Raw genomic sequence first — 11939 nt, 5'->3', positions numbered from 1 at the left:
CGAGCATGTTCGGAGATCGACAGCAACACGCCAGCGCGTTTTAGCGATTCTATTTTGGAGTCGTACCATGCCTTTGCCCAATCTGCGCCGAGGTACCTCTGCGGATTGAGCAGCGGAATGAGATCGTAAAGCGTAACGGCTGCGGGAGGATCACCGGGTCCGGCCGCTACGGAGGTGACGGCGCGATCTTGAGCTCCCTCGAAAAGGCTGGAGAGATGAACGACATCCGGTTGCAGATCGCGAACGAATGCCTCACGCATTCGCTCCGATACGCCGCGGCGCCAGCCATTGGCCGAATCGATCCATGAGACCGGCGCCAGGGTATCGAAGCGACAGATACGCTCCGGCGGCAACAGATCGGCGAACGCGGCCTCCAGGCCGGAAAGTCCCTCATTGAAGCCGGTATTGGCCGCCAACCAGACATCATGGCTTCCGGCCTGACGGACGATGGCTTGCGCCAACGCAGTCGAATAACGACCAATGCCGCGGAAGCGGCTTTCGGTCTGCGCCCCCTGCATGTCCAGGACGATACGCATCAGTCTTGCTCTTCCTTGGTGACTCGCTGGAGGTCCAGCAAAATGCGCGTCGCTTTCAGAGAAAGCGCACCTTGCGCGATATGTGAGGAGAGCGAACGCCCCTTGGCGACTTCAAAAGCACCCATGCTTGAAGCCAATCCCGCGCGAACGGCAAATCGCTGCAACCTGACGAGTACACCCGGATGCCGCGAAAGCACGCTCATGACCCGAGCTTTCAGCTGAGGACGCGCAAGCGCATACCTCATGCCCCTCGCCACGATCGGTCGGACCATCGCCACTGCAAGCGACCGCGCTCCCCCTGCCGAAAGTGCACGCCGCGCGCCGCGCAGGGGACGCGTAACGCGCCAGGATGTGCTGGTATAGACACCATCGAGCTCCGCGCGAAGCGTCTTCACCTGGACCTGCGCTGCCGCTGCAGCGCGGGTCTGCCCCAGGAGTTCTACATCCAAAGCGCGCCTGACTTTTTGTAACTTGTTCAATTGCCGCTCAAACTCGAGCCGCTGCTCGGCCGAGGCGGCACGTAGCACTGTTAGCTCTCCGTGAAGGCGCTCCGCCTCGCTACGCAGCTCCGCATTTCGTCGGTTGAGCTCTTCACAGAAAGGTGCGCTGGCGTCGCCGCTCAGGGCAAAATCATCAAACACATTGGCGCCCGCCATGAAGGCATCGAACAGCTCGGGATGCTGGGCTGCGACGTAGAAACGATTGAGCCCATCAAATAATGCGAACCGGTACCCTTTAGCCAGCAGCATGGGCTCCCAGGCCGCATAAGAGGGGGCTTGCTCCAAGGGCCGCGTGCTCTCGACCGCGATGATCCAGGGCCGAAACGTGTCGTCCTGCCAGCTGGCAATGACGTCGTATTCGTCACCCTCTACATCGATCTTCAGCCAATGGATGTCGCTGCTGGCCGCAGCGAAAACCGCGTCCAGGGTGATCGACGGGACGTGAAGCTCTTGCACTTCGAATCCATTCTCGCGATGACGATGCGCAACGGCGTCATCGAGCGTACTTAGCCCGGTATTCGGAATGGTGTGCAATTGCACCGTCCCCGTTGCCGTACCGACGGCCGCTTCCAGGACGACATCGCCAGGACGCGCATCGCGCAGTGCGGCAGCGTAGTTGGGCATGGGTTCGACATGCACACCGCGCCATCCCCGTTCGTGGAATGCCAGGCTCACCGAATCCACGACCGGATCCTGGGCGCCTATATCGACGTAAAACCCCGACGCAACGTGGCCGACGGCGCGCCACAGAAGCACGTCCTCGAAATTCTGCGCGTGGGAAATAAACCGGCTCAAACTTGCCTGCGCTTGCGTCCCTGGGGCACTCCGCTCTTCCATGGGCTTCATCGAGCCGAAAGCGCTCGATCAAGCTCGGTACGCAGGTCGGCAATATCCTCGACGCCAACGGAAAGGCGGATCAAGCCGTCGCTAATACCCAATCGTTTGCGGTTCGCCGGAGGAATGGATGCGTGCGTCATGATCGCCGGGTGCTCGATGAGGCTCTCGACCCCTCCGAGCGATTCCGCTAGCGCAAAAAGCGAGCAGCGCTCCAGCATGCGCCGGGCCGCACTCACGCCTCCCTTTACCTCGGCCGAAATGATGCCGCCAAATCCATCCATCTGCCGTTTGGCCAGCGCACGCTGCGGATGCGACTTGAGTCCAGGGTAGATCACCCGCTCGATCGCCTTGTGGCTTTCCAGCCAACTGGCCAGTTCCATGGCGGACTCGCAATGGGCACGCATACGCAAATGCAAGGTCTTCAGGCCGCGCATCGCCAGAAATGCATCGAACGGCCCGGACACGGCACCGACGGAATTCTGCAGAAACGCCATGCGCTCGGCCATCTCGGCGTTGGCTGCCACGACGATACCGCCGACCATATCGGAATGGCCGTTGAGATATTTGGTGGCTGAATGCAGCACCAGATCGGCACCGTATTCGATCGGCCGCTGCAGGATCGGCGAGCAGAACGTGTTGTCGACTACCAGGATCAACCCATGTTTCTTGGCAAAAGCCGCCACTTTGGTCAGGTCGACTAGCTTAAGCATCGGATTGGTCGGCGTCTCAGCCCAGATCATCCGCGTGGTCGGCTTCAAAGCAGCCTTCAGGGCAGCCGGGTCGTTAAGGTCGACAAAACTGAAATCCAGGCCAGCCGAACGGCGACGAACGCGCTCAAAGAGGCGATAGGTGCCCCCATAAAGATCGTCCATGGCAATGACGTGACTGCCGCTGTCGAGCAGGTCAAGTATCGTAGCCGCCCCTGCCAGACCCGAACCGAAGGCGAAACCGGCGCTGCCCCCCTCGAGATCTGCCACGCAACGCTCATAGGCCATGCGTGTCGGATTCTGGGTCCGGGAATATTCATAGCCCTTGTGGCTGCCAGGGCTTTCCTGGACGTACGTCGAGGTCGCATAGATGGGCGTCATGATCGCGCCCGTTGAGGGGTCGGGATGCTGGCCGGCATGAATCGCCCTTGTTCCAAGGCCGAAACTTTCCTTTTTCCCTTTTACTTTCATGCAATTACCTCGAAAACCCGGATTGACGGGCAGCGCATCCCGCGCCGCTAAAGGGACATATCTTAGCGCCCGCCGACGTGGTCGGCCGAACGGATTCTGAAGAATTGTTCACGTACCCCCCGAACCTAGCGCGGCCGCGCCGGTTACATTTTCAAGGTGCGCCATGATACCGGGCATCGCGCATAATCGGACTTCCAAGTCTGGATTTCCGCCGCTCCAGCGCGGCGCCACTCAAGCGAGCACATGCCTTTACTTCTCGTCACCGGCGGCGCCGGCTTTATCGGCGGCAACTTCGTCCTTCGCGCCATCGCGGCAGGTCACGATGTCATCAACCTGGACAAGCTGACCTACGCTGGCAATCTAGCCACGCTAGCCGCGGTCAAGCAGTCTCCAAATCACCATTTTGTCCAGGGCGATATCGGCGACCGGGCTTGCGTCTCGAATCTACTGGCCACTTACCGGCCCCACGCCATCGTGAACTTCGCTGCCGAGTCGCATGTGGACCGGTCCATCGACGGGCCAGCGGCCTTCGTCGAAACGAATGTAGTGGGAACGCTGGCCCTGCTCGAATGCGCACGGGACTACTGGCGCAGCCTTCCGGAGGCACAAGCCGGCCAGTTCCGCTTCCTGCATGTTTCAACCGATGAGGTGTTCGGCTCGCTCGGCACGGAAGGGAAGTTCCAGGAAATGACGCCCTACGCCCCGAACTCGCCGTACTCCGCCTCGAAAGCAGCGTCTGACCACCTGGTCCGAGCGTTCCACCATACCTATGGCCTGCCGACTGTCACGACCAATTGCTCCAACAATTATGGTCCGTTCCAGTTTCCTGAAAAGCTGATCCCCCTGACGATACAGAAGGCGCTCCGTGGCGAGGAACTGCCTGTCTATGGCGATGGCATGAACATCCGCGATTGGTTGTTCGTCGAGGACCATTGCGAGGCTATCGACGCCGCCTTGTTCAAGGGACGATGCGGCGAAACTTACAATATCGGCGGCGACGCCGAGCGGACCAATATCGATGTCGTGCGTACGCTCTGCCGCCTGCTCGACGAGCGGCGGCCGCGTGGCGGTGCCTCATATGAGGCGCAGATCCGGTTCGTCAAAGATCGCCCCGGGCACGACCGGCGGTATGCCATCGACGCAACCAAGCTGAAAAGCGAACTGGGTTGGAAGCCGCGTCACGGTTTCGAAGATGGTATGGCACGTACGGTCGACTGGTACCTGGCCCATCCATCATGGGTCGATGCCATCCTCGATGGCAGTTATCGCATGGAGAGATTGGGCGTATGACCTCCCGCAAAGGCATCATCCTGGCCGGCGGCTCGGGCACGCGGCTGTACCCGATTACCCAGGGTGTGAGCAAACAGTTGCTCCCCGTGTACGACAAGCCAATGATCTACTACCCGCTGGGCACGCTTATGCTCGCCGGCATACGCGACATCCTTGTCATCAACACGCCGCATGAGCAGCCCATGTTCCAGCGATTGCTGGGCGATGGAGAGCAGTGGGGGTTGAACATCCGCTACGCTACGCAGCCCTCTCCGGATGGCCTGGCGCAGGCCTTTCTCATCGGTCGTGACTTCATCGGCGGCTCGCCCAGCTGCTTGGTGTTGGGCGATAACATCTTCTACGGCGAGGGACTCACTGAGCGTATGCGTCGCGCACATGCGCGAACAAGCGGCGCAACGGTCTTCGGCTATTGGGTCAGGGATCCGGAGCGCTATGGCGTTGCCGAAGTGGACGTCGGCGGCAAAGTGGTCAGTATCGAGGAAAAGCCTGCAAAGCCCTTGTCCAACTACGCGATCACCGGCCTGTATTTTTACGATGGCCATGCGTCGGATTACGCCGCGGAGCTCAAGCCATCGCATCGTGGCGAACTGGAGATTACCGACCTGAATCGGCGCTACCTCAACGACTGCCAGCTCCATCTCGAGCAACTGGGGCGGGGCTACGCCTGGCTGGACACCGGAACGCACGAGTCGCTCATGGAAGCCGGCAATTTCATCCAGACCATCGAGAACCGGCAAGGCCTGAAGATATCCTGCCCGGAGGAGATCGCTTACCTAAACGGCTGGATCGACACTGAGCAACTGGCCAAGCTGGCCGCGCCACTACTTAAGGTTGGCTATGGTCAATATCTGCAGCGACTCGCGCGCGAAGGGCGCTGATACATGAAAGTAACTGACACTTCCTTGCCTGGCGTACGACTGGTCGAGCCCGTAGTACATGGTGACGCGCGAGGCTTCTTCTACGAAAGCTTTCATCAGGCTCGATTTGCCGAAGCCGGCATCGATGCTCGGTTCGTTCAGACCAATGTATCGCGTTCGGCATGCGGCGTATTGCGCGGCCTGCATTACCAGTGGACGAACCCGCAGGGAAAACTGGTAAGCGTGCTTGAAGGCGAGGTTTATGATGTCGCAGTCGACATCTGCCCCGAATCGCCGACTTATCGCCAATCCTTTGCTTGCATACTTTCGGCCGACAACAAGCGCCACCTCTGGATTCCGGAGGGTTATGCGCACGGATTCTGCGTACTCTCCGACTACGCACTATTCATGTATCAATGTACGGCGCTCTACGATCCACAATCCGATGCTGGCATCCGCTGGAACGATGCGACACTCGCCATCGATTGGCCAGTCAGCCAACCGGACTTGTCGCCCAAAGATGCAAAGGCGCCGTTTCTTGACGATGTACCGCGCGACCGACTGCCGGCGCGACGATCATGAACCTGCTGCTGCTCGGCGCGAATGGTCAGGTCGGGCACGCATTGCGGGCTGCCCTGTCTGGACTTGGCCGTGTTATCACGTCTTCGCGTGACAGCGGCGACCGTCCTTGCGATTTAGCCAAGGAAGAGGCGCTACTGAGGGCTCTTGATGACACCCGGCCAGATTTGATCTTCAACGCTGCCGCCTACACACAGGTGGATCGTGCCGAATTCGAGCTGGACAGCGCAGCCGCCATTAACACGCGGCTACCCGCAATTCTTGGACGTTGGGCATGTGCCCATGGGGCTGGCGTCGTCCACTATTCGACAGATTACGTTTTCGACGGCACAGCCTCGCGCCCCTATCGCGAAACCGATCCTGCACATCCACTCGGGGTGTATGGTTCAACCAAGCGCGATGGAGAAATCGCACTTGGCGAGAGCGGCTGCAATCACCTCATCTTGCGTACATCGTGGGTCTACGACGCTCAGGGCCGCAATTTCCTCAACACCATGCTTCGTCTTGGCGAGCAACGATCCGAACTGTCCATTGTGGACGACCAGACGGGTGCGCCAACCAGCGCGATTTTTATTGCCCGTACCACGGCTGATGTGTGCCGACGTTGGCTGAGCGTCTCATTAGCTGACCGGCAAGCGCTCTCCGGCATTTATCACTTGACCGCCAGCGGCCAAACTACCTGGTACGGCTTTGCATCCGCCATTTTTCAGATCGCGCTCAGACATGGTCGACTGACCTCGTCGCCACAGCTTCATGCCATCTCTACGAAAGACTATCCTACGCCAGCACGCCGTCCCGCATGGTCGGTACTCGACAATACACGGATACGCGAAACATTTAACGTGACTCCGCAACACTGGACTGAGGGTCTGGCGGAGATCGCCAACTTTTGGAAGTCGTCAGCTCGGCAGTGCTAGGGTCGGCCGGCGCTCAAGAGCTCTATAGCCAGGGACAAATCATCAATCCGACCGGGCGATTATCCCCAAGGCGGCTGCACCGGAGGTGGAATCGGGGCCTAGTTCCCAACCCCTTGGGCTGCCCCAGCCGACAACCCATTCCTGGACATCCCCGAAGCACGACGCCCCCCCTGCTCAACATGGCACAGGCCCGGAGGAGAACGCCCGCTTCGAACCGTGGAGTGAATTTGATGTCGTCATAGCCGCGTCGCCCCCGGTTGAAAAACGCACTCGTCTTTGCACCTACGAAAGTCCAATTGGTCAAATTGTCAGCATGCTGGCACCGAATGCGACATAGCTACCTGCTTTTGATACCATTCGGCGGCTAAAAGGTGGCCTAACGTCGAGCTCCAAGACCGCGCACGCCGCCCATTGGACTCTTATCGAAAAGGGTCGCTGACTGGGGCGCCAGCGGGGAGCAGGCGTCTGCTAGGCACTATTTTCTGGGCAACGGACTAAGCCGTCGCCGGGACACAAAAGGCTTATAGGGAACGACAGATGCACTTCTCGGAACTCCTCCCCTTTGAAGCCGTGCTGAGCGGCAAGCGCGTTTTCCTCACGGGGCACACCGGCTTTACCGGAAGCTGGGCGGCAGCTTGGCTGAACAGTATTGGGGCGAAAGTATGCGGATATTCCCTGGCCCCAGAAACGACACCCAATCTTTGGGGCGAGCTGGGACTAGAGCGAGAGATACAATCGATCGTCGGCGATATCTGCGACCCAGATACCTTAAGCAAGGCAATCGATACCTTTTCGCCAGAAGTAGTGTTGCATCTTGCAGCTCAGCCGCTAGTCCGTCGCAGCTACCGTGAACCGCACAAGACGTTCAACGCAAACGTCATGGGCACACTGAATGTACTTGAGGCTAGCCGACGCATTGCCGGCATAAAAGCCATCGTCTGCGTTACCACGGATAAAGTATACGAGAACATGGAGTGGCCCTGGCCGTATCGAGAAAACGATCGTATTGGCGGCAAAGACCCGTATAGCGCATCCAAGTCAGCTGCTGAGATGGTAATCCAGAGCTATCAGTACGCTTTCGAAACTAGCGATGGCCGCCCGCTACCGATCGCGACAGCGCGCGGTGGCAATATCATTGGTGGAGGCGACTGGTCCGAGGACCGTCTAATCCCCGATTTCGTGCGCGCCGTTACCAGTAATGAGCCCATTACCTTACGTTACCCGGAAGCCACACGACCGTGGCAACATGTCCTGGCGCTTGTCCAGGGTTACCTGATGCTAGCTGCCCGCCTGATCGACGATCCAGCAGTCGCTGCTCGAAGCTGGAATTTTGGCCCAGCAGACGGTCGAGGGCTTACCGTGCGAACAGTGCTTGAAGCATTGTCCGCCAATTGGGCTCGACCCGACCTACGCTACCTCGAAGCACCCGACAAGGAAGCCAAGCTGCTAGCGCTGGATAGCACGTTAGCGCGCGATGTACTTGGCTGGCAGCCCGCATGGAGTGTCGAAGGTACCATCGAGCAGACGGCGTTGTGGTATCGCGACTTCCACAGCGGGCAAAGAAGCGCGCTCGAACTCACGATCGAGCAGATATCCGACTGGCGCTCCAAACTCTCTCCCCCTGCAACCCAATACTGATGACCAGGATCTTGCTCACCGGTGGGACAGGGTTTATTGGCGTGCGACTGCTATCGCACCTGAACAAGGCAGGCATCGAAGTGATCTCATTAGGGAGATCGCCACTGCGATCAACTTGGATGTCTAACGTCGACCATCGGATCGTGCCTGCACTTCGATCAGAAGCCATCCGAGCAGTGTTGTCGGCAACCGACAACTGCGACGCTATCGTGCATCTAGCAGCCGCAGGCGTCAATCCAGGCGATCGGGATCCTCGCAAGCTAAACGAGATTAACGCAGCACTGCCCAGCGATCTGGTGTTTCTGGCTGATGACTTCGGCATGAAAGCAGTTGTAATGATGGGAAGTAGCTCCGAATACGCACGATGCGACAGCGATCTTATCGCCGAAGACAGTAGTCTTGAAACTCAAAAGATCTATGGTGCGACGAAAGCCGCTGGCGCATTGGCGGCAGTCGCAGCGGGCGTCGCTCTGAACATAACTACGGTTAATCTCAGGACATTTAATGTAATTGGCCCAGGTGAGGCTTCGCACCGTCTGCTGCCGTCACTATACGATGCCTTACGCGCCGGCGAAGCTGTACCGCTGTCGGCAGGAAACCAAGTGCGAGACTTCATACACGTCGATGACGCTTGCCGCGCAGTACTCACGGCGGTAGATGCAGCATTGGCCGACCAGCTTCCTTCCGGCCACTATAATTTATGTACGGGGCGAGGACATTCGGTACGCGAGTTCGCCAGCCAAGTCGTGACCGCCATGAGCATGCCCGCTTCTCTGCTTCGCTTCGGAGAACTTCCGCTACGCGCCGACGATCTTCCGCGCGTTGTAGGCGATCCACAGACTTTTGCATCGTATACGGGATGGCATCCAGAGTATTCGTTCAACGCAGCGATCGAACAAGCCGTCGCCGAACTGCTATCGGCAAAGAGCGCATTCGCCCATGATTGACCTACCTCTCGTCTCCATCGCCATCCCTGTCTACAACGAGGAGGGTAACATCGCGGTGCTTTATTCGCGCCTGCATACCCTTGCATCAGACATGGTGGACGAATGTCATTTCGAATTTGTCTTTACCGATAATAGCTCCACCGATAACACTTGGACCATGCTACGCAACTTGGCGGCGAAAGACAGCCGCATCCGCGCCCTCCGCTTTTCGAAAAACTTTGGTTTCCAGCGATCGATTCTGGCCAACTATCTGCACACCCGCGGCGATGCCGTCATGCAGATCGACGCCGACTTACAGGACCCACCCGAGCTTTTGCGAGAATTTCTTGCGCTCTGGCGGAAAGGCTACCATGTCGTGTACGGGATCCGCCGCGCAAGGCCAGAAGGGAGGCTAATCCATAGCTTCCGTAAAATCGGTTATTGGATGATCGATAGGATTAGTGAGCACCCTATACCACGCAATGCCGGCGACTTCCGACTGGTCGATCGAAAGGTTATCGACGCTTTAGCTAACCAGCGTTCCGCCGAACCCTATCTGCGCGGCCTCATTGCCGGCCTGGGCTTTCGACAAATTGGCATTACTTACGACCGCTCTGCCCGCACGGCGGGTGTCAGCAAATTCAATGTGGGCCAGCTCATACGCCTCGGACTAACCGGGGTATTCAATCACTCACTGGTGCCGCTACGTCTGGCGACAGTGGCTGGCACTGTCATTCTTTCGCTGTCGGCACTAGGCACTGTCTACTATCTGATACTAAAACTGCTGTTCCCAGACTTTCCGCGCGGAATCGCCAGCTTGCACATCCTGATCTTGTTCGGGATTGGATTCCAGTCATTGCTGCTGGGCATTCTCGGCGAATACTTGTTACGCATCTATCGCATTTTGCGTAGAGAGCCAATTGCCATTATCCAGGACGCAATAAACCTGGAACCTGAAGACATTAAACTCTGAGTAGCCCAAATATGAAGGCAGTCATCCTTGCAGGCGGTCTCGGCACGCGCATCGCGGAAGAGTCCGATTACAAACCCAAGCCAATGGTAGAGATCGGCGGCCGCCCTCTCCTTTGGCATATCATGAAAAATTATGCGAGGCACGGCATCAAAGAGTTCGTGATCTGCCTGGGTTATAAGGGCTACGTTATCAAGGAATACTTTTTCAACTACTACCGTCACACCGCCGACCTGGAAATTAATTTGCATACTGGCGAAGCTTCGGTGCTTAATTCGCAGGCAGAAGATTGGAACATTATGCTAATCGACACCGGGCAAGACACTATGACCGGCGGTCGAGTTAAGCGCGTGCGCCAGCACCTAGGTGATGCAACCTTCTGCTTGACTTATGGCGATGGCCTGTCCGATATCGATATCTCCAGCGAAATAGCCTTCCATGGCAGTCATGGCAAGCTTGCCACCGTTGCTGCCGTACAGCCTCCTGGCCGGTTCGGTGTACTGAACATCGGAAGCGAGTCCAACGTCACCAGCTTCGAAGAAAAGCCTCAGGATGAAATTGGCTGGATAAATGGCGGCTTTTTTATCCTGGAGCCCGCTGCTCTCGACTACATTGAAGGAGACGAAACTTCATTTGAGCGAGCGCCGCTGACGAACCTCGCGAAGGACGGACAACTGATGGCCTTCCGCCACCACGGTTTTTGGCAACCTTGCGACACGCTTCGTGACAAGCGCGAGCTGCAAGCATTGTGGGACACGGGAAACGCGCCCTGGAAGGCTTGATATGCTCAACGAACCATCTACTGAGATTGCAACAAAAAAAAACAAGGGTAGCCTTCGCCTTGTCGTGGGCTGCATCTTATCTGCAGGATGCTTGTACTTCGTTTTTCGCAACATCAAACTTAATGAAGTACTCCTTGCCTTATCTGAGTTCCGTTGGCCCTATCTTGTTATAGGTATCGTTTTGTTGGCCATTGGATACACCGCACGCATCGCACGCTGGCGAATGCTGCTCGAGGCATGCGGACCACGGGTTACTTTAAGGGCATGCGCCAGCCCATTCCTCGCGTCCATTGCTCTCAACAACGTACTTCCTTTTCGAGTTGGCGACGTCGTTCGTGCGCTTGTTTTTCCTGCCACGCTTGGCGTAACTAAAACAAGCGCCACGGCAACCCTGGTTCTTGAACGCCTAGTTGACCTTCTGACACTTTTGCTCTGTCTCGCGTTGGCTGCCTCTTTTTTTCCAAAAGGAGCCCTACCCACTCCGATTATCGACGCGGTCGTGACACTCGCGATACTTGGCTGTGCAGCTCTGCTGTGCCTCATGCTACTAACGGGACTGGTAATACGTGCAATACGCTCGCTGGCTAGGCAATTGGAGGACAAAGCAGATGGCAGGATCGGCGACATTCTTGAAGCAGCCGCCGAACTTGGGCAAGCTCTAAAGTCCATTTCGCGATTCCGCACCGTCGTAGCAGCTATCGCCATCTCTTTTATCGCCTGGGCCGGCGAATTAGGGCTCTACCTGATGCTGATGCAGGGCGCTGGCATGGCTTTTTCCCTACCAGGCGGTTTGCTGCTGATGTCGATGGCCACCATCGCCACCTTGGCGCCTTCCTCCCCGGGGTATGTCGGCCCGTATCACCTCGCTGCATTTACCGCGGTCCATTTAATGGGCGGCCCCTCTGCGCAAGCAATGACCATGGCGGTCC

General features: G+C 57.8%; 11 protein-coding genes. 9 read left to right on the top strand and 2 right to left on the bottom strand.

Going from position 1 to position 11939, the window contains the following annotated elements; all coding sequences use genetic code 11:
- Positions 1-535: 535 nt before the first annotated feature.
- Positions 536-1873, bottom strand: a complete 1338-nt coding sequence (locus VIM98_RS19580; RefSeq protein ID WP_331994781.1) for an FkbM family methyltransferase — start codon at positions 1871-1873, stop codon at positions 536-538.
- Positions 1874-1878: 5 nt separating this feature from the next.
- Complete coding sequence (locus VIM98_RS19575) at positions 1879-3051, bottom strand: PLP-dependent aspartate aminotransferase family protein (protein WP_331994780.1); 1173 nt, start codon at positions 3049-3051, stop codon at positions 1879-1881.
- Positions 3052-3294: 243 nt separating this feature from the next.
- On the opposite strand from VIM98_RS19575, the gene rfbB reads away from it, so the two are divergent.
- The 9 genes from rfbB to VIM98_RS19530 form a co-directional block, all read left to right on the top strand.
- Positions 3295-4341, top strand: a complete 1047-nt coding sequence (rfbB, locus tag VIM98_RS19570) for a dTDP-glucose 4,6-dehydratase (RefSeq protein WP_331994779.1) — start codon at positions 3295-3297, stop codon at positions 4339-4341.
- The gene (gene rfbA, locus VIM98_RS19565; RefSeq protein ID WP_331994778.1) at positions 4338-5219 is read left to right on the top strand and encodes a glucose-1-phosphate thymidylyltransferase RfbA; all 882 of its coding nucleotides are present in this window, start codon (positions 4338-4340) and stop codon (positions 5217-5219) included. Before rfbB ends, rfbA begins: the two co-directional genes overlap by 4 nt.
- Positions 5220-5222: 3 nt before the next feature.
- The gene (gene rfbC / locus VIM98_RS19560) at positions 5223-5780 is read left to right on the top strand and encodes a dTDP-4-dehydrorhamnose 3,5-epimerase (RefSeq protein WP_331994777.1); all 558 of its coding nucleotides are present in this window, start codon (positions 5223-5225) and stop codon (positions 5778-5780) included.
- On the top strand, positions 5777-6694 hold the full coding sequence (rfbD, locus tag VIM98_RS19555) for a dTDP-4-dehydrorhamnose reductase (protein ID WP_331994776.1): 918 nt from the start codon (positions 5777-5779) through the stop codon (positions 6692-6694). The genes rfbC and rfbD overlap by 4 nt, the downstream gene beginning before the upstream one ends.
- A gap of 537 nt (positions 6695-7231) precedes the next feature.
- Positions 7232-8332, top strand: a complete 1101-nt coding sequence (gene rfbG / locus VIM98_RS19550) for a CDP-glucose 4,6-dehydratase (protein WP_331994775.1) — start codon at positions 7232-7234, stop codon at positions 8330-8332.
- Positions 8332-9279: an NAD(P)-dependent oxidoreductase gene (locus VIM98_RS19545; RefSeq protein ID WP_331994774.1), complete on the top strand. Its 948-nt coding sequence runs from the start codon at positions 8332-8334 to the stop codon at positions 9277-9279. Before rfbG ends, VIM98_RS19545 begins: the two co-directional genes overlap by 1 nt.
- Positions 9272-10231, top strand: a complete 960-nt coding sequence (locus VIM98_RS19540; RefSeq protein ID WP_331994773.1) for a glycosyltransferase family 2 protein — start codon at positions 9272-9274, stop codon at positions 10229-10231. The genes VIM98_RS19545 and VIM98_RS19540 overlap by 8 nt, the downstream gene beginning before the upstream one ends.
- Positions 10232-10242: 11 nt before the next feature.
- The gene (gene rfbF, locus VIM98_RS19535) at positions 10243-11010 is read left to right on the top strand and encodes a glucose-1-phosphate cytidylyltransferase (RefSeq protein ID WP_331994772.1); all 768 of its coding nucleotides are present in this window, start codon (positions 10243-10245) and stop codon (positions 11008-11010) included.
- A gap of 1 nt (position 11011) precedes the next feature.
- Positions 11012-11939: lysylphosphatidylglycerol synthase transmembrane domain-containing protein (locus tag VIM98_RS19530; RefSeq protein ID WP_331994771.1), on the top strand; the 928-nt coding region annotated here is incomplete at its 3' end.

It is taken from the genome of Dyella sp. (genome assembly GCF_036568765.1).
Lineage (GTDB): Bacteria > Pseudomonadota > Gammaproteobacteria > Xanthomonadales > Rhodanobacteraceae > GSA-30.
This window is presented reverse-complemented; position numbering and strand designations above follow the sequence as displayed.

Bases quoted from the DNA above. Each gene is read 5' to 3' on its own strand.
- rfbG (WP_331994775.1), top strand. From the start codon at position 7,232: ATGCACTTCTCGGAACTCCTCCCCTTTGAAGCCGTGCTGAGCGGCAAG.
- rfbD (WP_331994776.1), top strand. From the start codon at position 5,777: ATGAACCTGCTGCTGCTCGGCGCGAATGGTCAGGTCGGGCACGCATTG.
- rfbF (WP_331994772.1), top strand. From the start codon at position 10,243: ATGAAGGCAGTCATCCTTGCAGGCGGTCTCGGCACGCGCATCGCGGAA.
- VIM98_RS19540 (WP_331994773.1), top strand. From the start codon at position 9,272: ATGATTGACCTACCTCTCGTCTCCATCGCCATCCCTGTCTACAACGAG.
- rfbA (WP_331994778.1), top strand. From the start codon at position 4,338: ATGACCTCCCGCAAAGGCATCATCCTGGCCGGCGGCTCGGGCACGCGG.
- VIM98_RS19580 (WP_331994781.1), bottom strand. From the start codon at position 1,873: ATGGAAGAGCGGAGTGCCCCAGGGACGCAAGCGCAGGCAAGTTTGAGC.
- VIM98_RS19545 (WP_331994774.1), top strand. From the start codon at position 8,332: ATGACCAGGATCTTGCTCACCGGTGGGACAGGGTTTATTGGCGTGCGA.
- VIM98_RS19575 (WP_331994780.1), bottom strand. From the start codon at position 3,051: ATGAAAGTAAAAGGGAAAAAGGAAAGTTTCGGCCTTGGAACAAGGGCG.
- rfbC (WP_331994777.1), top strand. From the start codon at position 5,223: ATGAAAGTAACTGACACTTCCTTGCCTGGCGTACGACTGGTCGAGCCC.
- rfbB (WP_331994779.1), top strand. From the start codon at position 3,295: ATGCCTTTACTTCTCGTCACCGGCGGCGCCGGCTTTATCGGCGGCAAC.